The sequence below is a fragment of the Streptomyces sp. NPDC055955 genome (assembly GCF_042270245.1).
In the GTDB taxonomy this organism is placed as follows: Bacteria; Actinomycetota; Actinomycetes; order Streptomycetales; family Streptomycetaceae; genus Streptomyces.
Genome location: NZ_JBHJYS010000020.1, coordinates 1 through 24,612 on the forward strand (window position 1 = coordinate 1; position 24,612 = coordinate 24,612).

The window sequence follows — 24,612 nt, forward strand, 5'->3', positions numbered from 1 at the left end:
GGGCGGGCCACACACCTGGTGTGTGGCCCGCCCTTCCGGCTGTCTCAGACGCGCTGTTTGTTACGTCGCAGGGCCACCCAGGCCATGTCTCCCAGCCACACGATGACCACGGCTCCGGCCAGTTGGAGCAGGTGGCGGGTCCAGTCGATGCCCTTGGTGTCGTTGACACCGATCCAGGTGGCGACCGAGTTGCCGAGCACGCTGCCGATGATTCCGCAGATCACGGTCAGCCACAGGGGGATCTGCTGCTTGCCCGGCAGGATCGCCTTCGCGATCAGTCCGAGCACCAGACCCACGATGATCGCCCACAACCAGCTCATGTCGTCGCCTCCTCTGTGGCGCGCTGTGCGCATCTGCGCCCAGTCTCGGCTTGTCCGCCATACAGCGCATGTCGGGCGCACCCGTACGCGGTACGGCGCGGCCGGTACACACGGGCCGGGCCCGCCCCGGTCTCGAACGCGGAGGAAGCCGGGCGTACCGTGGAGGCAGTACGGACCGGGGAGAGTCCGGCATGGCAGGCAGGCGGTGGATTGTGATGCGGAAGCAGAGCAGCGGCGAGGTTTTCCGGATCACCGGGGCGAGGCAGGGTCTCGCCGAGGACGTCCGTGGCAGGCAGCGCCGCTATGTCATCTCGATGTCGGTCCGTACCGTCTCCGTGATCCTCGGCGTGGCCCTGTGGAACGTCGAACGACCGGTGGCGATCGCGGCCCTGGTGCTCGGTCTGCTGCTCCCCTACGTCGCCGTGGTGATCGCCAACGCGGGCCGGGAGAACGTCCCTTCGCTGCCGTCGACCTTCGTCGCCCCGCCCGTGCGGCCGATGCTCACGCCCCCCGCCGCCTCCTCCGCACAATCCGATCCGGAGGACGCCGCAGGCGCGCACGACGACGCGCAGCGTGATCATCTCGGCGACCGCAGCTGACCACCCACGATCCGCAAAGCTCAAGAAAAGCTCAGATCAATCATGTAGTTCCGGTGCCGGGCGGCCGGTCCCCCATGACATACTTCGTACGCGCTCCGCATCCCCCGTCGGAGCGACGGACCGACGCCGGGCAGCTCCCCCCGTGGCTGCTCGGCGTCGCCTTTGTTTGGGCGCGTATGTGTTTGGGGCGGTACCTGTGAGTGACGAAAACCCGATCTGTTCCGCCAAGGGCTGCCGCGTCGACGCGGTCTGGGTGCTCGCCTGGAACAACCCGAAGCTGCACACGCCGGAGCGGCGCAAGACGTGGCTCGCGTGCGACGAACACCGCGAGCACCTCTCCCAGTTCCTCGGTGTGCGCGGCTTTCTGAAGGACGTCGTCGCGCTGAAGGACTGGGAGTCCGGGGACCACGAGGGCTGAGGCCCCGGGTCAGCCGCCGATCGCGGACATCGGGCGCTCGGGCTGGAGGAACGTCGGGTCGTCCAGGCCGGAGCCGGCCTTCTTGCCCCACATGGCGAGCTTCCAGATACGGGCGATCTCGTCGTCCCCGCTGTCCGAGCGCAGGGCCGCGCGCAGGTCCGTCTCCTCGCTGGCGAACAGGCAGGTGCGCACCTGTCCGTCGGCGGTGAGCCGGGTGCGGTCGCAGGCCGAGCAGAACGGGCGGGTGACGGAGGCGATGACGCCGACGCGCTGCGGGCCGCCGTCCACCAGCCAGCGCTCGGCCGGGGCGGAGCCCCGCTCGCCGGAGCCCTCGGGCGTGAGGTCGAAGCGCGTGCGCAGGGAGGCGAGGATGTCACCGGCGGTGATCATGCCGTCGCGCTTCCAGCCGTGCTGGGCGTCCAGCGGCATCTGCTCGATGAAGCGCAGCTCGTAGTCGTGCTCGACGGCCCAGGCCAGGAGTTCGGGTGCCTCGTCGTCGTTCAGCCCCGGCATCAGCACGGAGTTGACCTTGACGGGGGTGAGTCCGGCTTCGCTCGCGGCCTCGAGGCCGGCGATGACGTCCTTGTGGCGGTCGCGCCGGGTGAGGGTCTTGAAGACGTCGGGGCGCAGGGTGTCCAGCGAGACGTTGACCCGGTCGAGGCCGGCCTGCTTGAGGGCGGCGGCGGTGCGCTTGAGTCCGATGCCGTTCGTCGTCAGGGACATCTGGGGGCGGGGCTCCAGCTGGGCCACGCGCTCCACGATGCCGACGAGGCCCGGGCGCAGCAGGGGCTCGCCGCCGGTGAACCTGACCTCCGTGATGCCGAGCCGGGTGACGGCGACCCTGATGAGCCGGACGATCTCGTCGTCCGTGAGCAGGTCGGGCTTGGCCAGCCACTGGAGGCCCTCTTCGGGCATGCAGTACGTACACCGGAGATTGCACCGGTCGGTCAGCGAGACACGGAGGTCGGTGGCCACTCGGCCATAAGTGTCGATCAGCACGTGGGCCCCCTCTCCGATGCGGATCTGATAGTCCGACCCTACGCGATGGGTGCGGCATGAGCGGGCTCCCGATCCCACGGGAGCGGGACGACCGCCTCGTAGATCCCTACGAGGATGCGCGAGGCGGCCGTCCGAATCCCGAGGTCAGTGGGCTCCCGTACCGGTGAGGGAGCGGACTTCGAGCTCCGCGTACTTTCCGGCGTCCGCCTTCTCCTTGGACAGGACGGTGCCGAGCCAGCCGAGCAGGAAGCCGACCGGGATCGAGATGATGCCCGGGTTCTCCAGCGGGAACCAGTGGAAGTCGACGCCCTTGAACATGGACGTCTTCGGGTTGCCGGAGACGACCGGCGAGAACAGCACCAGGAAGACCGCCGTGAAGAGGCCTCCGTAGATCGACCAGAGCGCGCCCTGGGTGGTGAAGCGCTTCCAGAAGAGGCTGTAGAGGATCGTCGGCAGGTTGGCCGAGGCGGCGACCGCGAAGGCGAGCGCGACCAGGCCGGCCACGTTCAGGTCGCGGGCGAGTGCGCCGAGGCCGATGGAGACGATGCCGATGAAGACGGTCGCCCAGCGGGCCGCCTTCATCTCCTGCTTCTCGGAGGCCTGGCCCTTCTTGATGACGTTCGCGTAGATGTCGTGCGCGAACGAGGAGGACGAGGCGAGGGTGAGGCCCGCGACGACCGCGAGGATCGTGGCGAAGGCCACCGCCGAGATCGTCGCGAGGAGGATCGCGCCCCACGACGAGTCGACGCCGCCTAGGTGGAGGGCGAGCAGCGGCGCCGCGGTGTTGCCCGCCGGGTTGGACGCGATGATCTCTTCCGGCTTGATGAGGGCGGCGGCGCCGAAGCCGAGCGCGATCGTCATCAGGTAGAAGGCGCCGATGATGCCGATCGCCCAGTTCACGGACTTACGGGCGGCCTTGGCGGTGGGGACCGTATAAAAACGGATCAGGATGTGGGGCAGTCCCGCGGTGCCGAGGACGAGCGCGATGCCGAGCGAGATGAAGTCGATCTTCGACGTCGACGTGGCGCCGTACTTGAGTCCCGGCTCCAGGAACGCGGCGCTCTTCCCGCTGTTGGACGCCGCCTTGCCGAGCAGGTCGGAGATGTTGAAGTTGAACTTCACAAGGACCAGGAAGGTCAGCAGGAGCGTGCCCGCGATCAGGAGCACGGCCTTGACCATCTGGACCCAGGTGGTGCCCTTCATGCCGCCGATGGTGACGTACACGATCATGAGAACGCCGACGAGGGCGACGATGCCGACCTTGCCCGCGTCGGACGTGATGCCGAGAAGCAGCGAGACGAGGACTCCCGCGCCCGCCATCTGCGCGAGCAGGTAGAAGATCGAGACGACGATCGTGGAGGTGCCGGCGGCGGTGCGGACCGGGCGCTGGCGCATCCGGTACGCGAGGACGTCGCCCATCGTGTAGCGGCCGGAGTTGCGCAGCGGCTCGGCCACCAGGAGCAGGGCGACGAGCCAGGCGACGAGGAAGCCGATGGAGTAGAGGAAGCCGTCGTAGCCGAAGAGGGCGATGGCTCCGGCGATGCCGAGGAACGAGGCCGCTGACATGTAGTCGCCGGAGACGGCGAGTCCGTTCTGGAAGCCGGTGAACTGGCGCCCGCCCGCGTAGAAGTCGGAGGCGTTCCTCGTCTGGCGGCCCGCCCAGACGGTGATCACCAGGGTGGCGAGGACGAACACCGCGAACAGGGAGACGATCAGCGGCCGGTGCTCGCTCGCCTCACCCGCGGCGAGTACCTGCGTGACTGCGGGGCTCATGCGCCGCCCTCCATCCGGGACTTGATCGCCTCGGCCTTGGGGTCGAGCTTGGTGGCGGCGTGGCGGGAGTACCACCAGGCGATGAGGAACGTGGTCAGGAACTGGGCGAGGCCGAGGACCAGCGCGACGTTGACGTTGCCGAAGAGTTTGGTGCCCATGAAGTCGCCCGCGTAGTTCGACAGCAGGACGTACAGCAGGTACCAGGCGATGAACGCGACGGTCAGGGGGAAGGCGAACGAGCGGTGAGCGTGCCGCAGTTCGGCGAACTCCGCACTCTCCTGCTCCGCGATGAACTCCTCCGTGGAGGGCGGTGCGGGTCGGGTGCCGGAGCCGGATTGCGACGGCGGCGGTGCGTCGGTGGCCACGGAGTCTCCTCGTGGTGCGGGTGCGACGGGTGAAGCGGACATGACGTCTCAGACCTCACAGTGACGTGGATCACGTGGGCCGGGTGGCGATGGTAGGGCCACCCGACGTGATCCGACAGGGGGCGTCGACCGTGGTCGGGCCCCCTGCTCCACGTCACGGGGGCACGCGCACACCGGTTCAACCGCCTTGCCCAGTCATGCGATTTCTTTTGGAACTCATTGCTGGCCTGCGAGGACCCGGGATACGTTCACCCGAGCACCACGCGTCATGTACCTGCCCGAGCACCAACTGTGTTCGGGCTTTTCCATATACGACGGATGATGTGGAGATCCCATGGCTCATCTGCGCTCCAGACGCCGGCCGGCGCTCACCCTGCCGCTCGGCCTCGCGCTCACCGCGTCCCTCGGCTTCCTGCCCGGCGCCGCGCAGGCCGCACCCGCCGACTCCCCCGCGACCACGGCCCGTTCGGCCACCGCCGACGCCGGGGCACTCGCGTACGTCGTGAACACCAGGACGGACCACCGCACCCTCGCATCCGTGAAGAAGGCGATCGCCGAGGCCGGCGGGACCGTCGTCACCTCGTACGACCGGATCGGCGTGATCGTCGTCCACGCGTCGAACCCGGACTTCGGCCGGCAGATCCGTGCCGCCAAGGGTGTGCAGTCGGCGGGCGCCACGCGTACGTCCCCGCTCGTCGCGGCCGGCACCACGGACGAAGGCGCCGCCCAGGTCCTGTCGAAGGCGCAGGCCAAGTCCCTTGCCGCGCACGCGGCTTCGGGCGCCGAGCCGCTGGAGGCCGACCAGTGGGACCTGCGGGCGATCGGCGCCGACAAGGCCGCGAAGATCAACCCGGGCAGCCGCGACGTCACGGTCGGCGTCATCGACACGGGCGTCGACGACACCCATCCCGACCTCGCCCCGAACTTCTCCGCCTCGCAGTCCGCGAACTGTGTCGGCGGCAAGGCGGACACCTCGCCCGGCGCGTGGCGCCCCTACGACCCGGCCGAGGACTACCACGGCACCCACGTCGCGGGGGAGATAGCCGCGGCCCGCAACGGCATAGGCGTCGCCGGGGTCGCTCCCGGTGTGAAGGTCGCGGGCATCAAGGTCAGCGACCCCCATGACGGCCTCTTCTATCCGGAGAACGTGGTCTGCGCCTTCGTGTTCGCCGCCGACCACGGCGTCGAGGTCACCAACAACAGCTATTACGTGGACCCCTGGCTCTACAACTGCATGGACGACCCCGACCAGAAGGCCATCGTCGACGCGGTCGACCGGGCCCAGCTGTACGCCCAGAAGAAGGGCACCCTCAACCTGGCGTCGGCCGGCAACTCCAACGACGACCTGGACTCGGACGCGCTCGTCGACGACTCCAGCCCCGACGACTCGACGCCGGTCCACCGCACCGTCGACCCGCACAAGTGCTTCGACGTCCCGACCCAGCTGCCGGGCGTCGTCACCGTCAGCGCCACGGGCCCGACGGGCGCCAAGGCGTACTACTCCAGCTACGGCAAGGGTGTCATCGACATCGCGGCGCCGGGCGGCGACAAGTACCAGTTCCCGGACACCCCGTCGAAGAACGGCCGCATCCTGTCGACGATGCCGGGCGGCCAGTACGGCTTCCTCCAGGGCACGTCGATGGCGTCGCCGCACGCCGCCGGGGTCGCCGCGCTGCTCAAGTCGGCGCACCCGAAGGCCACTCCGGCCCAGCTCCAGGCCCTGCTCAAGGCCGAGGCCGACAACCCGGGCTGCCCGTCGGACCCCTACGACGGGGACGGCGACGGTGTCGTCGACGCCACGTGCGAGGGCGCCAAGCGCGTCAACGGCTTCTACGGCTCCGGCGTCGTCGACGCGCTCGACGCCGTCAGGAAGTGACCCGGACGCGACCCGCCGAGCAGCCCCGCACCAGGGGCACTCGGGGCGGCTTCGGCCGCCTGCCGCTCCACGCATCCCGAACGCAACGAACCCAGGAGACATCATGACGGCGCCCTTCGCGCGCTCCCGCTCCATCCGCCGTTCGATAGCCATCCCGGCCGGGATGGCCATGGCCACGGCGCTCGCGTTCCTGCCGAACGCGACCGCGTCGGCCGCGGGTCAGGCCCCGCAGACCCCGGTCGCCACGGACGGCCCCTCGCTCAGCTATGTGGTCAACGTGCGCTCCGGACACGGCACTTCGGCCGCCGTCCAGAAGGAGATCACCAAAGCCGGCGGCACCGTCGTCATCGCGTACGACAAGATCGGCGTCATCGTCGCGCACTCCTCGAACCCGGACTTCGCGAAGACGATCCGCAAGGCCCGCGGGGTCGACTCGGCGGGCGCCACGCGCACCGCGCCGCTGCCCGCCCAGTCCACGACCGACCTCGGCGCCCCGAAGGCGCTGACCGCCGCCCAGCTGGCGGCCACGGCCGGTCGGGCCACCGCAGGACAGGACCCGCTGGAGCCGTTGCAGTGGGACCTGCCCGCCATCAAGGCGGACAAGGCGCACGAGAAGTCGCTCGGCAGCAGCAAGGTCACCGTCGCGGTGATCGACACCGGCGTCGACGACACCCACCCGGACATCGCGCCGAACTTCGACCGCGGGGCGTCCGCGAACTGCGTCTCGGGCAAGCCGGACACGACGGACGGCTCCTGGCGTCCCAGCGCCTCGGAGAGCCCGCACGGCACCCATGTCGCGGGCGAGATCGCGGGCGCCAAGAACGGCGTCGGCATCACGGGTGTCGCGCCCGGCGTGAAGGTGTCGGGCATCAAGGTGGGCAACCCGGACGGCTTCTTCTACACGGAGGCCGTGGTGTGCGGCTTCGTGTTCGCGGCCGAGCACGGCGTCGACGTCACCAACAACAGCTATTACACCGACCCCTGGTACTTCAACTGCACGGACGACCCGGACCAGAAGGCCCTGGTGAAGGCCGTCGCGCGGGCCTCGCAGTACGCGGAGAAGAAGGGCGCCGTGAACGTCGCGGCGGCGGGCAACGAGAACTACGACTTCGCCTCCGACGAGATCACCGACCCGTCGAGCCCGAACGACACGACCCCGGGCGACCGGGTCGTCGACCCGTCCAAGTGCTTCGACATCCCTACGCAGCTGCCGGGCGTCGTCACGACCGCGGCGACCGGGGCCAAGGGCCTCAAGTCGTCGTTCTCCAACTACGGTCAGGGCATCATCGACATCGCGGCCCCCGGCGGCGACTCGACGGCTTACCAGACGCCGGCGCCGCCCGCCACGAGCGGCCTGATCCTCGGCCCGCTGCCCGGCGGCAAGTGGGGTTACATGGCCGGTACGTCGATGGCGTCCCCGCACGTCGCCGGCGTCGCCGCGCTGATCAAGTCGACGCACCCGCACGCCTCCGCGGCGGCCGTGAAGGCGCTCCTGTACGCGCAGGCCGACGCCACGCCGTGCACCGACCCGTACGACATCGACGGCGACGGCAAGGTCGACGCGGTGTGCGAGGGCGGCAAGAACAGGAACGGCTTCTACGGGCACGGCATCGCCGACGCCCTGGACGCGGTGACCAAGTAATCACGTAAAAAAGGCAGTTCAGGTGGGCCGGGCGGCTTCGTCCGGCCCACCTGTGCCGTTCCGGCGGCCGTGCGCGATAGTGCCTGCATGACACATGCACCGGTGGGAGAGGGAACGCGGGCGGCCTGGGCGGCGCTCGGCGGCGACCCGGCCCTGGTCTCGCGGATCGCGTCCGTCGTACGCGAAGGGGCGCTGCCCGCGCGGCTGCCCGTGATCGACCTGGCACGCGCGTGCGTGGGCGCGTGCTCGCTGGCCGCGGCCGAGCTGGCCGCCCGGCGCAGCGGACGGCCCGTGCCCCGCGTGGTTCTCGACGACGGCGCCCTGGCCACCGCGTTCGTCAGCGAGCGCCATCTGCTGATCGACGGGCGCGCGACGGTCAACTTCGCTCCGCTGTCCCGGTTCTGGCGCACGGCGGACGGGTGGCTGCGCACCCACGCCAACTATCCGCACCACCGGGCACGGCTCCTGGACGCGCTCGGGCTCGGTGACGACGCGTCCGTGGAGCGGGTCGCCGCGCTGCTCGCCCAGCGGTCGGCCGCCGAGGTCGAGGAGACCGTGTACGCCGCCGGGGGCCTGGCCGTCGCCCTGCGCACCATGGACGAATGGGCCGCGCACCCTCAGGCAGTGGCGGTCGCCGGGCGGCCGCTGCTCGACCGCGAGCGGCTCGACACGGCGGCACCCCGGTCACTGCGCCCGCTCACGGGCGACCCGCTGCTGCCCGCGTCCGGGCTGCGCGTCCTCGACCTGACGCGGGTCACCGGCGGCCCCGTCGCCACGCGCACCCTCGCGCTGTTCGGCGCGGACGTGCTGCGCGTCGACGCCCCGCAGCTGCCGGAGGATCCGGAGGCGCACGCGGACACCGGGTTCGGGAAGCGGTCCACGCGGCTCGATCTGACGGGCGCGGCGGACCGGCGCGCCTTCGATGACCTCCTCGCGGGCGCGGACGTCGTCGTGACCGGCTACCGGCCCGGCGCGCTCGACCGGTTCGGTCTCGCCCCCGACGCACTGGCCTCCCGCAGGCCGGGGCTCGTCGTGGCACAGCTGTCCGCGTGGGGCGCGTACGGGCCGTGGGGCGAACGGCGCGGCTTCGACAGCGTGGTGCAGGTGGCCACGGGCATCGCGGCCGTCGAGGGATCCGGGGAGCGGCCGGGGGCGCTGCCCGCGCAGGCCCTGGACCACGGCACGGGCTATCTCCTGGCGGCGGCCGTGCTGCGCGCCGTCACCGAGCAGTCGGACGAGGGCGGCACGCGCGCGCTGCGACTGGCTCTCGCCCGGACCGCGCACTGGCTGACGCGGGAACTCCCGCACGGGCCCACCGTGGCCACGCGGACGTACGACGCCGGGAACCCGGCGCGCTGGCTCACCGGGACCGACAGTCCCGCGGGACGGCTGCGGCACGCGCTGCCGCCGGCCGGGTTCGCCGGAGGTCCCGTCAACTGGGCGCGCCCGCCCGGGATCTGGGGTGCCGACTCGCCCGAGTGGCGGCATGGCTGAAGCCACCCGCTGAGGCGGAACGGCGCTGTGCCAGTTGTTTTCCTGGACTTGCCCGGATCTGTCACACCTGGTGAAGATCTTGCGGTGAGTTCGATACGACCGAGCACCGAGGTGCCCTCCCCCGGCGGGGACGACCCTGTTCCTCCCATCCGACGGCCCGCCACCGGGCGGGCCGTCCTGGTGCTCGTCCTCGTGGCCGCGGCCGCCGTGATCCCCCTGCTCGGGCCCTTTGCCGCCCTTGACGGCACGGGAGAGGCGGCGGCGCCCGGGGTCACCGGCGTGGCGCTCCTTCGGACGGTCCTGTTCGCCGCCCTGTGCGTACAGGCGGGCGAGCCGTTCGCGGCGCGGCTGGTCCGGCGGGTGCCCGGGGCGCCGTCCGTGGACGGGCCGCGCAGCTGGTCGGCGTACGCGCCCTGGGCGGGGTTCCTGGCCGCGCTGGGGCTCGCGTCGGTCGTGGCGAACGGCAACCTCGTGCCGCACACGGTCTCCGACCTGGACATCGCCGGGCTCTACGGGACCAGGGACGGCACCCTCGCCCTGCTCGAGGTCAACGCGTTCGTGGTGGCGGCCCTGTGCGCCCGTTCGCGCCGCCCGGCGAGCGCGCTCGCGCCGTCGGCCGTCGTCGTGGTGGCCGAGGCGCTGCGCGCCCACCCGCCTGCCGAGCACACGGCGTATCTGGGCTCGGCCCTGACCGTCGTCCATCTGACGTGCGCCGCGCTGTGGGCGGGCGGTCTGCTGCACGTCGTGCGGACGCTGCGCCGCTGGCGGACGACGGCGCCGGGGGCGGGAGCCGCGCTGCTGGGGCTCTACGCGCGCGTGGCGGCCGTCCTGCTCGCCGCCGTCACGGCGACCGGTGTGTGCAGCACGCTGCGCCGGATGCCGGTGAGCACGGTCCTCGACCAGCTGGTGACGACGGCCTACGGGCGCACCCTGCTGGCGAAGGTGCTCCTCGTGGCCGTCGTCTCCGTGTTCGCGCTGGCCGCGCGGCGGCGGCTGCGCCACGGCGATCCGGGGGCCGCCTGCGCGCCCGCGCGCGGCGAGGTGGCCGTCATGGGCGCGGTGGTCGCGGTGTCGGCCGTCCTGACCGCGCTGCCGATCCCGATCCGCTGGTCGTGAACGCCCGTACGCGGGAGGTCAGTTCGTGACCAGCACCTTGAGCGCGGTGCGCTGGTCCATCGCCTTGTAGCCGTCGGGGACCCCTTCGAGTCCGACGGTCAGGTCGAAGACGGGCGACGGGTCGATCGTGCCGTCGAGGATGTCGGGCAGCAGCTGCGGGATGTACGTGCGCACGGGGGCGACGCCGCCGCGCAGGGCGATGTTCCGGTCGAACATGACGCTGAGGTCGAGACCGGTGCCGCTGCCGTGCGGCACGCCGACGAAGCCGATGGCGCCGCCGTCGCGGGTGATGTTCACGGCCGTGCTCATGGACTGCTCGGTGCCGACGGCCTCGATCACGGCGTGGGCGCCCTGGCCACGGGTCAGCTCACGGACGGCCTCGACCGCCGCGTCACCGCGCTCGGCGACGACGTCGGTGGCGCCGAAGCGGCGCGCGATGTCGGTACGGACCTGGTGGCGGCCGAGCGCGATGATCCGCTCGGCGCCGAGCCGCTTGGCCGCGAGGACCGCGCACAGGCCGACGGCTCCGTCACCGACGACGGCGACCGTGGCGCCCGCGCGCGCACCCGCGCCGAGCGCGGCGTGGTGGCCGGTGCCCATGACGTCGGAGAGCGTGAGCAGCGCGGACAGCAGGTGCTCGTCCGAGGCGGCGTCGGCGGGCAGCTGCACGAGGGTGCCGTCCGCGTACGGGACGCGGACCGCCTCGCCCTGGCCGCCGTCGTAACCGACCGTGCCCCAGAAGCCGCCGTGCTCGCAGGAGGTGGTGAGGCCCTCGGCGCAGTAGTCGCAGACCCCGTCCGACCACATGAAGGGGGCGACGACCAGGTCGCCCGCCCGCACGCCGGTCACCTCGGAGCCGATCCCCTCGACGATGCCGAGGAACTCGTGTCCGATGCGCTGGCCGGGCTGGCGGGCCGCCTCGCCCCGGTACGCCCACAGGTCGCTGCCGCAGATGCAGGCCCGCAGGACCCTGACGACGGCGTCGGTGGGGAGCTGGACGACAGGCTCCGGCACGTCCTCCACGCGCATGTCGAACGGGGCGTGGATGGTGGTGGCGCGCATGAGTGGGGGTCCTTCGTGCTGGTCACAGGCGCCGCTGACGGATCGCGTGCGGGGCGCCTCAAGTGGTGGTCGTGCGCCTTTCACGGTACGCCGCCACCGGTACGGCCCGCGCGTCGAGGGGGTGTCCGAGCACGCCGCGCGCCAGCAGGTACTGAGCGACGAGGTAGGTGAGCATCACCCAGAAGCCGGGCCGAGGGAGCTGCGGCCAGTCGGCGACGCCGGTCGCGATCAGAGTGTCCGACAGCAGGAAGAGCGCGCCGCCCCAGCCCGCCGTGGCGCCCAGGCGCGAGGAGCCGTACGCCATGGCGGTCAGGAGCAGGCTGTAACCGGCGACGGGCCCGCGCATGTCGGCCGGCAGGTCGGGCCACAGGAGCGCCACGGTCGTCACGAGCGCGATGCCGTACCCGGCCGCGAGCAGGGCGCCACGCGCGCGTGGCGTGCCCGCGCGCTTGAAGAGCACGAGGTAGCAGACGTGTCCGGCGGCGAAGGACCCCATGCCCGCGAGGAACGCGAGGTCGGCGTCGAAGAGCAGCAGCACGTCGCCGCCCCACCCGAGGAGCAGCGCGACGGTCAGGAGCCGGGGGCCGCCGCGCACGACGACGTACGCGGCGAGGAGCAGCATGAGGAGCGGCTTGGCGGCGGTGTGGACGGCGTCGGTCCCGGCGAGCAGGGCGACCAGGTCGACGGCGGACGCCAGGGCGAAGGCGGTGAGCAGGAGGCGTGCCGCGCGCTCACGGGCGGGTCCCGGCGCCGGGACCGGAGCCGGCGTCACGCGGCGCCCTCGGCTGCCTGCTCCGTGCTCTGGCCCGCAGCGGGGGCCGGGACCGGCGCGGGCGTGCCCTTCGGCTGCCACCCCGGCCCGCCGAACACCCGGCCGCCGCGCTCGCGCCAGCTGCCGGCCGCCTTCACGTCCCTGGCGATGGCCGCGTACTCGTGGGTGGCGACCCGCAGCGGGTTGTACGTGCTGATGTTCTTGGTCAGGCCGAACACCGGGCGCTCCACCTCGGGCACGAAGGACCCGAAGAGGCGGTCCCAGACGATGAGGATGCCGCCGAAGTTGCGGTCCAGGTAGCCGCCCTGGGAGGCGTGGTGGACGCGGTGGTGGGAGGGCGTGTTGAGGACGAACTCGAAGGCGCGGGGCAGCTTGTCGATGCGCTCGGTGTGGATCCAGAACTGGTAGACGAGGTTCACCGACGAGCAGAACGCGAGCGCGGCCGGGTGCACGCCGCACGCGATGAGCGGCAGGTAGAACGGCCACACCGTCAGGCTCGTCCATGGCTGGCGCAGCGCGGTCGACAGGTTGAACTTGCGGCTGGAGTGGTGCACGACGTGGCAGGCCCACAGGATGCGGATGACGTGGTGTCCGCGGTGCGACCAGTAGTAGAAGAAGTCCTGCGCGAGGAGCATCAGCGGGATCGTCCACCACAGGATCGGCACGCGCAGCGGCGTCAGCTCGTAGACCGCCGTGTAGATCGCGACGATCGGGATCTTCCACAGGAAGTCGAAGACGAGGCTGCCGAGCCCCATGCCGATGCTCGTCGCGGCGTCCTTGGTCTCGTAGCCTGCGGCGTCGTCGTCGGGATGGATGCGTACGCTCACGATCTCGACGACGGTGAGCAGCACGAAGGCCGGGATCGACCAGAGCACGACATCGGGCAGGTTCGGCGACATGCCTGCACCGTAGAGCCGCGGACGGGCCACGGCTAGACGGTGTTACCGACAAGTATTACCTGCGGTACGACGCTCGTTGTTGGTGCCTTCCGCCATTGATCTCCGCCGGTTCCCGCGCGTTCGCTCAGACACCGGCCGCCCCCAGGAGCGACCCCGCCCCGTACGTCACGGCCATCGCGAGCGCCCCGCCCGCCATGTTCCGCCACACAGCGGGCCGCACCGCCGCCGACCCGGTCCGGGCGCTGCTCCAGCCGGTGAGGGCGAGCGCCGCGAGCACGGAGACCACCGTGACGGGCAGTCGCCAGGCACTCGGCGGCAGGACGATCGCGAGCAGCGGGAGGAGTGCGCCGGCAGTGAAGGCGAGGAAGCTCGCCCAGGCGGCGTGCCACGGATTGGTGAGGGCGTCGGGGTCGATGCCGAGCTCCACGCGCGCGTGCGCCCGCAGCGCGTCACGCGAGGTGAGCTGCTCCGCGGCCTCGCGCGCCACTTCGGGGCTGAGCCCCCGGTCCTCGAGCAGGCCGGTCAGCTCCGCGAGTTCGGCTTCGGGGTACTCGCGCAGCTCCCGCTTCTCCTGCGCGAGCGCAGCCTTCTCCGAGTCTCGCTGCGTGGACACGGAGACGTACTCCCCCGCGGCCATCGACATGGAGCCGGCGAGCAGCCCGGCGAGGCCCGCCGTCAGAAGCGCGTTGCGCTCCTCGGTGGCGCCCGCCACGCCGACGACCAGCCCGGCGGTGGAGACCACGCCGTCGTTGGCGCCGAGCACGGCGGCGCGCAGCCAGTTGAGCCTCGTTCCGAGCGCGCCGCCGTGGGACTCCTCGTGCGGTGCGTCCTGCACATCGTCAGTCACCCGACGAGCATCGCACCGTCGGTCACCAGATCCGGACCGACCCTCCCCGGGCGAACACCGGACTTGTCGCGTCCTTCGGCGCCTCGTCGAGCGGTACGTCCAGTTCCTGCGCCGTCGGACCGACGCGGGCCGCGATCGGGTCGAGCAGGCCGAGGTCGAAGCCGTAGACACGGGCCGTGTTGCCGCCGACCATCGCGGCGACCTCGTCGCGCGGCAGCCCCGCGTACGCGATCCGCAGCCCTTCGCGGGTGTACGGGTACGTGCCCTCGTCGTGCGGGTAGTCGCTGCCCCACATGATCTTGTCGAGGCCGATCCGGTCGCGCAGCGGCACCTCGTGCGGGCGCATGAAGCTGGCCCCCACGTAGCAGTTCTCGCGCCACACCTCGGACGGCCCCTTGCCCATCGAATCGGCCAGCCCCGCACCGAACTTGGACTCCGCAGTGTTCGCCCGCGCCGACGCGGCCACCAGACGCCCGTGGTAGTAGTCCAGCATGTCCAGGACCCCGGGGATCCAGCCCGAGCCCTGTTCGGTCAGGACCAGCTTCAGGCCGGGGTGACGGCGGAACGCGCCGCCGAACACCAGGTGCCACAGGGCCCGGTGCGAGAACCATGTCGTCTCGACCATGAACACGGCGCGCGCGGCCGGTTCGTCGCCGAGGGGCGGGGCCGCCGAGCCCGCGTGGTGGTTGACCGGCACGCCGAGCTCGGCGCAGGCCGCCCAGATCGGGTCGTACGCGGCCGAGTAGAGCTCGGGCAGGCCCGAGCCCGGTGGAGTGCCGGGCAGCAGCAGCCCGCCCGTGAGCCCGGCGGCCGCGGCCCACCTGATCTCCTTGACGGCCTCGTCGACGTCGTTGAGGAGGATCTGGAAGACGCCCGCCCTGCGCCCCGGGGCGGCGGCGCAGAAGTCGGCGAGCCAGCGGTTGTGGGCGCGCAGCCCCGCCCAGCGCCGCGTGAACTCCTCGCGCGTCGGGGCCGGGGCCATCAGGGACGCGGAGGGGAAGAACGGCGGGATCGTGTTCGGGAAGACGACCTCGGCGACGATGCCGTCCTGTTCGAGCTCGGCGATGCGCCGGTCCGAGTTCCAGTTCCGGTCGGCGGTGTCCGCGACCAGGTCGGCGTACGGATTGACGTAGCTCGCCGCCCACGCGTCGAACGCGTCGTGGTGGCGGGACTCCAAGTAGGGCCGGTAGTCGAGGAGATCGGCTCCCGCGTGGCAGTCCGCGGAGATCACGGTGTAGCGCTCGCTCATGAGGTCACCCCCAGGGTGGGGAAGTCGTGATCGGTCAGCCAGTGGCGGCCCACCTCGCGCGAGCGTGCCCAGGACGCCTCGACGGCCGACTGGTCGGCGTCCTGGCCGAGCTCGGCGGGGGTCGGGCCGATGCGGGCGGCCAGCGGGGCCAGCTTCTGCGTGTCGAAGCCGAAGACCTCGGCGGCGGCGAGCCCCAGCATGCGCCGGGTCTCCGCCACCGGGATGTCGTGGAAGGTCTTCTGCAGCCACGCGCGCGTGTCGGGCCAGGTGCCCTCGGGGTGCGGGAAGTCGCTGCCCCAGAGGATGTTGTCGACGCCGATCTCGTAGCGCTGGGCGAGTTCGCGGCGCTTGGTGTTGGTGGCGCAGATGAACACCTGGCGGTCCAGGTACTCGTGCGGGGAGCGCTTCAGCTCCGCGAACGGCGAGAGCTTCTTGCCGCCGTGCGCGCCCAGGTAGAGACGGTCCATGAACCAGAGCAGGTTGGGCAGCCACCAGCAGCCCGACTCCGCGACGCCGAACTTCAGGCCCGGGTGGCGCTCGAAGACGCCCGACCAGAGCATGAACCACAGCGGCCGCGCGGGCCACCACGTCACTTCGGAGACATAGATCCCGAGATGGTCGCCGTACTCGTGGCGGGGCGCCGCCCCGGAGTGGGTGACCACGGGCATCGCGCACTCGGCGGCCGCGGCCCAGACGGGGTCGTAACGCCGGTCGTGGTAGGGCGCCTTGTCGACCCACATGGAGGGGATCATCAGCGCGCCGAGCCCCGACTCCTTGGCCCGGTGGACCTCGGCGACGACGCGGTCCACCTCGCCCGTGATGGGCAGCAGGGCCACCCCGCAGTGCCGTTCGGGGTGTTCGGACACGAAGTCGGCGAGCCAGCGGTTGTGCGCCTGGGCGCCCGCCATGCCGAGCTCCGGGTCCTGGTCACCGGAGAGCCCGAGCCCCACACCGAAGGGCGCGGCGGTCCGACTGTCCACGGCGTCCGCGTCGGGGAAGACGACCTCGGCGGCCACCCCGTCGCCGTCCAGCTCCTTGAGACGCTGCGCGGCGTCCCAACCGCCGCGCAGTCCTTCCTCGTTGTCCTGGAACCACTTGGCGGCGAAGGCGTCGTTGCGGATGCCGAGTCGCGTCGCCTCCTCGCGGCGAGCGCCCCGCTCGCCGAGGAACTCGTCGAAGGCGCGATGGAAACGGCTGTCCAGATAGGGCCGGTACTCCTCGGTGGGCAGCCCGGCGTGGCAGTCGGAGGAGATGATCAGGTAGGGATCCCGGTCGGTCATCACATGCCCTTCAGTCCAGAATGAAGCTCTCCAGGTACGCCGGGTTCGCGCGCTCCAGCATCGAGGCGGACCTGGCCTTGATCTGCCGGTCGCTGTGCTCGCTCTGCGGCAGCAACCAGAAGCGGCCGGCCCCGATGCCCTCGGCGACGAAGTCCGCGACCTCCTCGACCGGCGTGAACTCCACCTCCCGGCCCGCCTCCTTCATCGCGGACTCCCACTGGCCGAGGCTGCGGTACGGGGTCCGGCGCGGCCTCTCCTTGGCGTACCGCTCGGGCCGGTTGCGGTGCGACTCCCACAGCCCGGTGCGCAGCATGTGGGGTCCGGGGAAGAGCACGGAGGCGCCCACGCGCGCGTGCTCCGCCTTCAGGTGCGCGTACAGGGACTCGGTCATCGTCACGACGGCCGCCTTGGTGACCGCGTACACGGAGGCCGTCGGCAGGGGCGCGATCCCGCCGTCGCCGGAGGACGTGTTGACGACGTGGCCGGGGGCGCCGCCCTCGATCATGCGGGGCACGAAGGCCTGGATGCCGTGGAAGACGCCCCACACGTTGACCTCGAAGGCCCACTTCCAGTCGTTCGGTTCGTGCTGCCACATGCGACCCTCGGCGCCCGAGCCGACGCCCGCGTTGTTGCACAGGACGTGGACGGCCCCGAACTTCCCGTACGCCGCGTCCGCGAGGGCGAAGACCTGGTCGCGGTCGCCGACGTCGACCACGCGCGCGTGGACGGTGGCACCGTCCTCGCGCAGGCCGGCGGCGGCCTTCTCCAGGGCGGACTCCTCGACGTCCGCGAGCACGACCTTCAGGCCGTCCGCCGCGAACCGCCGGGCCATCGCGAGGCCGATGCCGCTCGCCGCGCCCGTGACGACGGCGACCTGTCCCGTCTCCAGCCGCATCAGACGCTCCCCTCGGGCGGCCCGTCGAGGATCTGCTGCGGGTCGTCGTAGCGCTGGTGGATGTACGGCAGCAGGGCCTGCGCGCTGACGCGTTCGACGACCCTGCCCTTCTGGTCGGTCGTCTTCTCGCCGATCGTGATCTCGACGACGGCGCGCACCGGAAGGTCGGCGACCGGGTCGTACATCGACTCCCGCAGGACCACGTCCCCGGTGATCCGCTCCAGTTTGCGGACCTTCTCGTTGCGCAGACAGTGGACCAGCACCGGCTCCATGTCGAAGCCCGAACCGTCCACCGCGGGAAGGAACTTGAAGTAGAAGTCCGTCTTGAGCGCCGGCTCCGGCAGGGGCAGGCCGCCGCTGACCGCGCCGCGCACCTCCACGAAGGCGATGCCGTGCCGGGCGAGTGCCGCGCGCACCACGAGGCCGTCGCGCTCGACGCTGACCTCGCCGAGCTTCTTGGGCTCGCCGAAGACCTCACGGCCGCCGATCAGGGCGCGCTCGTGCGTCATCGGCATGACGAGCGGATACCAGCCCTCGACGCCGCCGTGCTCGGCGGCGACGGCCACCGAGCCGGCCCCCAGGGGGTAGCCGGGCAGGTCGACCTTGCTGATGTTGGCCCGCACCAGCGGGCGTTCGGTGGGCTTGAGCGGGGGCGGAAGCACCGCGGCGACCGCGTCCGGGTCGCTCTCCCAGACGGCCACCACCCCCGTGGACCAGATGTCGGGGAGCTTCGAGCTCGCGGTGCGCGCGGCGGAGATCTCCGCCTCCGTGCGTGCTCCGTATCGAATGCGTGCCATGTCGTACCACCCTTCGTCGGCGCGGACTTGCGTGGACGGGCGTGCACTTGCGGATGCTCTGTAACACAGTTACAACAGCTTCCGTGAAGGGTAAAGACACGCGCACACATCTCGACAGGGAACAGGTCCTCGCCGCCGCCGCGAAGCTGGTGAAACAGCAGGGCCCGCAGTCCCTGACGATGCGCAAGCTCGCCGCCGAGCTCGGCACCGCCGTCACCTCGATCTACTGGCACGTCGGCAACCGCGAGTCCCTGCTCGAGGCCCTGGTCGAGCGCACCGTCGCCGACCTCGGGGAGATCCGCCCCCGCGGCGCCACACCCGAGCAGCGCGTCACCTCCGTCGCCCGCGCCCTGCGCCGGCAGCTGCGCGACCATCCGCACCTCGTCGCGATGGTCCACGAACGCGGCCTGACCGAGCGGATGTTCCTGCCCGCGCAACAGGTCCTCGTGCGCGAGGTGCACGCCGCGGGCCTGCGCGGGGCCCGCGCCGCAGGGGTCGTACGGGCGGTGCAGTTCCATGTCGTCGGCCATGTCCTGGTGGAGCGTCAACGCGAGCGCGCGCCCGTGCAGCGGCCCGGCGAGGAGGAGCTGTGGGGCGCGCGGACGGCGGAGGGCGACGCCGCCCTGGCCCGCGCGCTCAGCCTTCCGGCCGACCCGGAGAAGGTGTTCGACGCCTCCGTCAGGGCTCTGGTGTCAGGCCTGTTGCGGACATAACGGACTCAGTCGCGGGACCGGGCGACGGAGGTGTCAGTCGCGGCCCGTATCCTCATGGACCATGCTCGAAGACCAGACGACCGCCGCGTCCGCCGCCCCTTGGCCGGCCGCGTATCCGCAGGGATACGCGGTCGTCGACGTGGAGACCACCGGCCTCTCCCGGGACGACCGGATCATCTCCGCAGCCGTCTACCGGCTCGACGCGCGGGGCGAGGTCGAGGACCACTGGTACACGCTGGTCAACCCCGAGCGCGACCCGGGCCCCGTCTGGATCCACGGCCTGACGAGCGACACGCTCGAAGGCGCGCCCCTCTTCCAGGACATCGCCGAGGAGTTCGCGACCCGGCTCGACGGCCGCGTGCTCGTCGCCCACAACGCGGTCTTCGACTGGTCGATGATCGCCCGGGAGTACGCCCGCGCGCAGCGCACCGCCCCCGTCCGCCAGCGCCTGTGCACCATCGCGCTGTCCAAGGAGCTCGGCCTGCCCCTGCCCAACCACAAGCTGGAGTCCCTCGCCGCGCACTTCGGCGTCGTCCAGCGCAACGCGCACCACGCCCTCGACGACGCGCGCGTGCTCGCCGAGGCGTTCCGGCCGAGCCTGCGGGCCGCAGCGAGCGGCGGCGTGCGGCTGCCGCTGCTGGAGTGCAGGCCGCTCACGGAGTGGACGGACGGCGCGGCGCGCATCGGCCGCCAGGGCTCGGCCCCGTCGTCGTCCTCGTACGGGGGCGGCGGGACGTGGCGCCCGTCGCGCAAGCGGCAGCCGTGCCCGTACCCGAACCCCGGACGGTACGAACCGGGCAAACGACTCAAGCAGGGCATGCGGGTGGCGTTCTCCGGGGACACCTCGGTGGACCGCGAGCTCCTGGAGGACCGCGCCGTCGAGGCCGGGCTGCACATCGCGACGAGCCTGTCCCGGCTCACCAGCGTCCTCGTCACGAACGACCCCGACTCGTACACGTCGAAGGCCGTCAAGGCGAAGCAGTACGGGACACCGGTCATCGACGAGGCGGCCTTCGGCCAGCTCCTGCGGGACGTGACCCCGGCGTCAGACGGGTGATTGCGCGGCGACTCGCCCGCCCACCGCTCGCCCCGCGCGACCGCGAAGCCCACCCCGTGGCGCATCCCCTCAGGATCTTCGAGCCGTGATGGTCCACCCTGCCAAGTCGAGAGGGGGCCGGTTCGAGGCGAGCCGGGTTGAGCCCGTCTTCCACTGGAGGAGCACGCGCAGAAGAGGCACCCCCGGCATTGGGAGTGCCTCTTCTGTCCTCCGGCGGCACAGAGCCGCTCACACCTTGTCGACGATGCCCACCTTCCCCTCTGACCGGGCGCAGTGGGCACCGCAGTACCAGTGACCATCCGCCTCGACGCCTTGGCCGATGATCTGCACGCGGCAGTGCTCACAGATCGGGGCCATCCGGTGAATCGCGCAGGTGAAGGAATCGAACTCATGCCGTGAACCGTCTTGAGTCACGACGGTGAACGACAGGGCGTAGTCGTTTCCACATACTTCGCAGCGTGCCATGCGCCACAGGGTGAGCGTCAAAGGGATCCGACGCGAGGGAGCGCGGGGCGAGTCGCCCCGCAATCACCCGTCTGTCGCTCGCTTCGTTCTCGGGTCCATCAGCTCAAGAATCTCGTCCGCTTGATCGTCAGTCAGTGGTGAGGCCTCGGACAGCCACCGCTTTACCCACTCGTCTGCCGTCAAGGCTTCTGCCCCCGGTCCAAATCCTTGGCTTCCCAGCCCGTCTCAGTGCGCCACACGACTCGCAAGACGCCTGCCGCCTTGAGGCGGGGAAGGCACCGGTCACGGGGGCCCGAGTCACGTAGACCGTGCCGCCGTCCAGGTCTTCGCGCCTCGCATGGACCGCATGGCACCGATCTGCGAGCACTGCCGGTGCCGCATCGTCGGCCAGGGAGTAGAGGTCGACGGGCACTGGTACTGCGGGGCGCACTGCTCCCGCGCCGAGGGGAAGGTGGGGATCGTCGACAAGGTCTGAGCCCTCCGGCACACCCCCGTGATGTCGCCCCACGACCGAGTTGTACGGTCGTGGGGTGTACCGCTTCCTGTTGTCCCGGCAGTGGGTGATCCTCACCCTCATCACCCTCCTCCTCATCCCCACGATGATCGAGCTGGGCTTCTGGCAGCTGCACCGTCACGAGCACCGCGTCGCGCAGAACGATCAGATCGGTGCCGCGCTCGCCGCGAAGCCGCTGCCCGCCGAGCAGCTCACCTCCCCCGGTAAGCCCGTTCCCCGGGCCGAGATCCACCGCAGGGTCTCCGCGAAGGGGACGTTCGACACCGCGCACGAGGTCGTCGTGCGACGCCGCACGAACACCGACGACGAGGTCGGCTTCCACGTCCTGACCCCGTTCGTCCTCGACGACGGCAAGGTGCTCCTGGTCAACCGCGGGTGGATCCCGGCCGACGGCGCGCAGACCGCGTTCCCGAAGATCCCGGCGCCCGCGCGGGGCGAGATCACCGTCACCGGCCGCCTCATGGCCGACGAGACGACCGCCGCGAGCGGCATCAAGGACATCAAGGGCCTGCCGGACCGTCAGATCATGCTGATCAGCAGCGGCCAGCAGGCCAAGGCGCTCGGCAAGCAGGTCCTCGGCGGATTCATCGAGCAGACGTCGCCCGACCCGAAGGGCGACACCCCCCAGCTGATCCCCACGCCCAACCACAGCGACATCGGCCCGCACATGGCGTACGCGGTCCAGTGGTGGCTGTTCGCCGCGGCCGTGCCCGTCGGCTTCGTCGTGCTGGTCCGGCGCGAGCGCCGCGACCGCGCCGGGGCGGCGTCGGCCGAGGAGACCCCCGCGGGCCCCGAACCCGCCACGGTGTAGGACCCGGAGCCACCCGCCGCGCGCATTCACCCTCACCCGCCCGGCCCCCGGTGGGATTGGCGGCCCCTTCCGCCGGGAACCCGCCTCACGTGCACCGACCTCTTGAGGACTACGCGCTCATCGGCGACCAGCAGACGGCCGCCCTCGTCTCCCGTGCCGGCTCCGTCGACTGGCTCTGCCTCCCCCGCTTCGACTCGGCGGCCTGTTTCGCCGCGCTCGTGGGCAAGGAGGACAACGGCCACTGGCAGCTCGCCCCGAAGGGCGCGGGCGACTGCACCCGTCGCGCCTACCGCCCCGGCACCCTCGTCCTCGACACGGAGTGGGACACCGACGAGGGCAGCGTCCGGGTCACCGACCTGATGCCGCAGCGCGACAAGGCCCCCGACCTCGTCCGTATCGTCGAGGGGCTCAGAGGCCGCGTCACGATGCGCGGCACCCTGCGGCTGCGCTTCGACTACGGGTCGATCGTGCCGTGGATGCGCAGGGCCGACGGCCATCGCGTGGCCGTCGCGGGGCCCGACTCGATGTGGTTGCGCAGCGAACCCCCCGTGCACACCTGGGGCAAGGACCTCACCACCCACTCCGAGTTCACCGTCGAGGAGGGCGAGTCCGTCGCGTTCGTGCTGACCTGGCACCCGTCGCACGAGCCGCGCCCCCGCCTCATCGACCCGTTCGATTCCCTGCGCCGCTCCCAGGAGGAGTGGGAGCAGTGGTCGGCGCGGTGCCGCTACGAGGGCCCGCACAAGGACGCGGTCCTGCGCTCCCTGCTGACCCTGAAGGCGCTCACGTTCGAGCCCACCGGCGGGATCGTCGCCGCGCCCACCACGTCGCTGCCGGAGGAGCTCGGCGGCGTGCGCAACTGGGACTACCGGTACTGCTGGCTGCGCGACTCGACCCTCACCCTCGGCGCGCTCGTGTCGGCCGGCTATCTCGACGAGGCCGAGGCATGGCGGGACTGGCTGCTGCGCGCGGTCGCGGGCGACCCGGCGGACCTGCAGATCATGTACGGGCTCTCGGGCGAGCGCCGCCTGCCCGAGATCGAACTGCCGTGGCTGGCCGGATACAGCCACTCCGTCCCCGTGCGGGCGGGCAACGACGCCGTGCACCAGCTCCAGCTCGACGTGTACGGAGAGGTGATGGACTCGCTCGCCCTGGCGCGGGTCGCGGGCATGCCGTCCGAGCCGCACGCGTGGCGGCTCCAGCTGGCCCTCGTGGACTTCCTGAGCACCGCGTGGCGCCAGCCCGACCAGGGTCTGTGGGAGGTCCGCGGGCCGCGCCGGCACTTCGTGCACTCGAAGGTGATGGCGTGGGTGGCCGCCGACCGCATGGTCGCGGCGCTTGAGGACGAACCCGATCTGCCCGGCGATCTCGACGCCATGAGGCGGTTGCGCGACGACATCCACCGTGACGTCCTGGAGCGCGGGTACGACGCGGAACGCAACACGTTCACCCAGTACTACGGCTCGACCGAGCTCGACGCTTCGCTGCTGATCATCCCCCTTGTCGGCTTCCTGCCGCCGGACGACCCGCGCGTCCTCGGCACCGTCCGGGCGGTCCGCGACGAGCTCTCCGACGGCGGCTTCGTGCGCCGCTACAGCGCCGAGGCGACAGGCGTCGACGGGCTCCCGGGCCGCGAGGGCACGTTCCTCGTCTGCTCGTTCTGGCTCGCGGACGCGCTGCATCTGACGGGGCACACGCAGGAGGCCCGCGAGCTGTTCGACCAGCTCTGCGCGCTCGGCAACGACGTGGGGCTGCTCGCCGAGGAGTACGACCCCGTGTCGGGGCGCCAGCTCGGGAATTTCCCGCAGGCCTTCAGCCATATCGGGCTGGTGGGGACCGCCTTCACACTGTTCGGGACCGGCGAGGCAGGATAGGGCCCATGGATCTTGGACTGAAGGACCGTGTCTACGTCGTCACCGGCGCCACCCGCGGCCTGGGCAACGCCGCCGCGCGCGAGCTCGTCGCCGACGGCGCGAAGGTGATCATCACCGGGCGGGACGAGAAGCGGGTTGCCGAGGCCGCCGAAGCGCTCGGCGAGAACGCCGTGGGCATCGCCGCCGACAACGCCGACCCCACCGTCGCTCGGCGCCTGATCGACGCGGCGCGCGAGAACTTCGGCGGCTTCGACGGCGTGCTGATCAGCGTCGGCGGGCCGGCCCCCGGCTTCCTCGCGGACAACACCGACGAGCAGTGGGAGTCGGCCTTCGAGTCGGTCTTCATCGGCGCGGTGCGGCTCGCCCGCTCGGCCGCGGCCGAACTCGGTGAGGGCGGTGTCATCGGCTTCGTGCTCTCCGGCTCCGTCCACGAGCCGATCCCCGGCCTGACCATCTCCAACGGGCTGCGCCCCGGGCTCGCCGGGTTCGCGAAGTCCCTCGCGGACGAGCTGGGCCCGCGCGGCATCCGTGTCGTCGGCCTGCTCCCGGCGCGGATCGACACGGACCGGGTGCGTGAGCTCGACGGCCTGTCCGCCGACCCGGAGGCGACCCGCGCCGCCAACGAGGCGCGCATCCCGCTGCGCCGCTACGGCAAGCCCGAGGAGTTCGGCCGCGCCGCCGCCTTCTTCCTCTCGCCCGCCGCGTCGTATCTCACGGGCGTGATGCTCCCGGTGGACGGCGGCTACCGGCACGGCTTCTGAGCCGCGGGCGCCGA

Annotated in this window: 25 protein-coding genes; 12 read left to right on the forward strand and 13 right to left on the reverse strand. The window is 71.6% G+C overall.

Going from position 1 to position 24,612, the window contains the following annotated elements; translation table 11 throughout:
• Nucleotides 1–44 precede the first annotated feature (44 nt).
• Nucleotides 45–320: a GlsB/YeaQ/YmgE family stress response membrane protein gene (locus tag ACFC96_RS32435; RefSeq protein WP_376264250.1), complete on the reverse strand. Its 276-nt coding sequence runs from the start codon at nt 318–320 to the stop codon at nt 45–47.
• Between the two features lie 215 nt (nt 321–535).
• Here ACFC96_RS32435 and ACFC96_RS32440 point away from each other — a divergent pair, with 215 nt between their 5' ends.
• Both ACFC96_RS32440 and ACFC96_RS32445 read left to right on the forward strand, forming a co-directional pair.
• A complete protein-coding gene (locus ACFC96_RS32440; protein WP_340460309.1) occupies nt 536–919 on the forward strand; it encodes a DUF3099 domain-containing protein in 384 nt (127 codons plus the stop codon).
• Between the two features lie 196 nt (nt 920–1,115).
• Nucleotides 1,116–1,337, forward strand: coding sequence for a hypothetical protein (locus ACFC96_RS32445; protein ID WP_206301923.1), 222 nt, complete (start codon nt 1,116–1,118; stop codon nt 1,335–1,337).
• Between the two features lie 9 nt (nt 1,338–1,346).
• Here the strand turns inward: ACFC96_RS32445 and moaA are convergent, their stop codons facing one another.
• The 3 genes from moaA to ACFC96_RS32460 form a co-directional block, all read right to left on the reverse strand.
• On the reverse strand, nt 1,347–2,336 hold the full coding sequence (gene moaA / locus ACFC96_RS32450; protein WP_376264244.1) for a GTP 3',8-cyclase MoaA: 990 nt from the start codon (nt 2,334–2,336) through the stop codon (nt 1,347–1,349).
• 144 nt (nt 2,337–2,480) lie between these two features.
• Nucleotides 2,481–4,109 (reverse strand): cation acetate symporter, encoded by a 1,629-nt coding sequence (locus ACFC96_RS32455; protein WP_376615528.1) that lies wholly within the window; start codon nt 4,107–4,109, stop codon nt 2,481–2,483.
• A complete protein-coding gene (locus tag ACFC96_RS32460; RefSeq protein WP_340460269.1) occupies nt 4,106–4,474 on the reverse strand; it encodes a DUF485 domain-containing protein in 369 nt (122 codons plus the stop codon). Before ACFC96_RS32460 ends, ACFC96_RS32455 begins: the two co-directional genes overlap by 4 nt.
• A 334-nt stretch (nt 4,475–4,808) precedes the next feature.
• Here ACFC96_RS32460 and ACFC96_RS32465 point away from each other — a divergent pair, with 334 nt between their 5' ends.
• The 4 genes from ACFC96_RS32465 to ACFC96_RS32480 all read left to right on the forward strand — a co-directional run bounded on the left by ACFC96_RS32465 (nt 4,809) and on the right by ACFC96_RS32480 (nt 10,602).
• The gene (locus ACFC96_RS32465; RefSeq protein WP_376264239.1) at nt 4,809–6,350 is read left to right on the forward strand and encodes a S8 family serine peptidase; all 1,542 of its coding nucleotides are present in this window, start codon (nt 4,809–4,811) and stop codon (nt 6,348–6,350) included.
• Between the two features lie 103 nt (nt 6,351–6,453).
• Nucleotides 6,454–7,992: a S8 family serine peptidase gene (locus ACFC96_RS32470; protein WP_376615530.1), complete on the forward strand. Its 1,539-nt coding sequence runs from the start codon at nt 6,454–6,456 to the stop codon at nt 7,990–7,992.
• 87 nt (nt 7,993–8,079) lie between these two features.
• Nucleotides 8,080–9,486, forward strand: a complete 1,407-nt coding sequence (locus tag ACFC96_RS32475; protein ID WP_376615532.1) for a CoA transferase — start codon at nt 8,080–8,082, stop codon at nt 9,484–9,486.
• An 84-nt stretch (nt 9,487–9,570) separates the two neighbouring features.
• Complete coding sequence (locus ACFC96_RS32480; protein ID WP_376615534.1) at nt 9,571–10,602, forward strand: CopD family protein; 1,032 nt, start codon at nt 9,571–9,573, stop codon at nt 10,600–10,602.
• A gap of 18 nt (nt 10,603–10,620) precedes the next feature.
• Here ACFC96_RS32480 and ACFC96_RS32485 read toward each other — a convergent pair whose 3' ends face one another.
• The 8 genes from ACFC96_RS32485 to ACFC96_RS32520 form a co-directional block, all read right to left on the reverse strand.
• Nucleotides 10,621–11,664: a zinc-dependent alcohol dehydrogenase family protein gene (locus ACFC96_RS32485; protein WP_376264230.1), complete on the reverse strand. Its 1,044-nt coding sequence runs from the start codon at nt 11,662–11,664 to the stop codon at nt 10,621–10,623.
• Between the two features lie 58 nt (nt 11,665–11,722).
• Entirely contained in the window at nt 11,723–12,436 is a 714-nt protein-coding gene (locus ACFC96_RS32490; protein ID WP_376615536.1) for a lysoplasmalogenase, read from the reverse strand.
• Nucleotides 12,433–13,335: a sterol desaturase family protein gene (locus ACFC96_RS32495; protein WP_376615537.1), complete on the reverse strand. Its 903-nt coding sequence runs from the start codon at nt 13,333–13,335 to the stop codon at nt 12,433–12,435. The genes ACFC96_RS32490 and ACFC96_RS32495 overlap by 4 nt, the downstream gene beginning before the upstream one ends.
• 124 nt (nt 13,336–13,459) lie before the next feature.
• Nucleotides 13,460–14,182, reverse strand: coding sequence for a VIT family protein (locus tag ACFC96_RS32500; RefSeq protein ID WP_376264223.1), 723 nt, complete (start codon nt 14,180–14,182; stop codon nt 13,460–13,462).
• A gap of 22 nt (nt 14,183–14,204) precedes the next feature.
• The gene (locus ACFC96_RS32505; protein WP_376615539.1) at nt 14,205–15,431 is read right to left on the reverse strand and encodes an amidohydrolase family protein; all 1,227 of its coding nucleotides are present in this window, start codon (nt 15,429–15,431) and stop codon (nt 14,205–14,207) included.
• The gene (locus ACFC96_RS32510) at nt 15,428–16,711 is read right to left on the reverse strand and encodes an amidohydrolase family protein (protein ID WP_376264220.1); all 1,284 of its coding nucleotides are present in this window, start codon (nt 16,709–16,711) and stop codon (nt 15,428–15,430) included. Before ACFC96_RS32510 ends, ACFC96_RS32505 begins: the two co-directional genes overlap by 4 nt.
• A 10-nt stretch (nt 16,712–16,721) precedes the next feature.
• Nucleotides 16,722–17,606: an SDR family NAD(P)-dependent oxidoreductase gene (locus tag ACFC96_RS32515; protein ID WP_376264217.1), complete on the reverse strand. Its 885-nt coding sequence runs from the start codon at nt 17,604–17,606 to the stop codon at nt 16,722–16,724.
• Entirely contained in the window at nt 17,606–18,403 is a 798-nt protein-coding gene (locus ACFC96_RS32520; RefSeq protein WP_376264214.1) for an acetoacetate decarboxylase family protein, read from the reverse strand. Before ACFC96_RS32520 ends, ACFC96_RS32515 begins: the two co-directional genes overlap by 1 nt.
• Nucleotides 18,404–18,486: 83 nt before the next feature.
• On the opposite strand from ACFC96_RS32520, the gene ACFC96_RS32525 reads away from it, so the two are divergent.
• Both ACFC96_RS32525 and ACFC96_RS32530 read left to right on the forward strand, forming a co-directional pair.
• Nucleotides 18,487–19,116: a TetR/AcrR family transcriptional regulator gene (locus ACFC96_RS32525; RefSeq protein WP_376264212.1), complete on the forward strand. Its 630-nt coding sequence runs from the start codon at nt 18,487–18,489 to the stop codon at nt 19,114–19,116.
• 61 nt (nt 19,117–19,177) lie between these two features.
• Entirely contained in the window at nt 19,178–20,173 is a 996-nt protein-coding gene (locus ACFC96_RS32530) for a DEDDh family exonuclease (RefSeq protein WP_340460686.1), read from the forward strand.
• Nucleotides 20,174–20,401: 228 nt separating this feature from the next.
• On the opposite strand, the gene ACFC96_RS32535 is transcribed toward ACFC96_RS32530, so the two are convergent.
• Nucleotides 20,402–20,638, reverse strand: coding sequence for a hypothetical protein (locus ACFC96_RS32535; protein WP_376264206.1), 237 nt, complete (start codon nt 20,636–20,638; stop codon nt 20,402–20,404).
• 346 nt (nt 20,639–20,984) lie between these two features.
• Between ACFC96_RS32535 and ACFC96_RS32540 the strand changes: the two genes are divergently transcribed.
• The 4 genes from ACFC96_RS32540 to ACFC96_RS32555 all read left to right on the forward strand — a co-directional run bounded on the left by ACFC96_RS32540 (nt 20,985) and on the right by ACFC96_RS32555 (nt 24,598).
• Entirely contained in the window at nt 20,985–21,113 is a 129-nt protein-coding gene (locus tag ACFC96_RS32540) for a hypothetical protein (protein WP_340460689.1), read from the forward strand.
• Nucleotides 21,114–21,168: 55 nt separating this feature from the next.
• Nucleotides 21,169–21,963 (forward strand): SURF1 family protein, encoded by a 795-nt coding sequence (locus ACFC96_RS32545; protein WP_376264204.1) that lies wholly within the window; start codon nt 21,169–21,171, stop codon nt 21,961–21,963.
• Nucleotides 21,964–22,052: 89 nt separating this feature from the next.
• Nucleotides 22,053–23,837 carry a glycoside hydrolase family 15 protein gene (locus ACFC96_RS32550; protein ID WP_376615541.1) on the forward strand — a complete coding sequence of 595 codons (1,785 nt, stop codon included), beginning with the start codon at nt 22,053–22,055 and terminating at the stop codon, nt 23,835–23,837.
• 5 nt (nt 23,838–23,842) lie between these two features.
• The gene (locus ACFC96_RS32555; protein WP_376615543.1) at nt 23,843–24,598 is read left to right on the forward strand and encodes an SDR family oxidoreductase; all 756 of its coding nucleotides are present in this window, start codon (nt 23,843–23,845) and stop codon (nt 24,596–24,598) included.
• Nucleotides 24,599–24,612 lie beyond the last annotated feature (14 nt).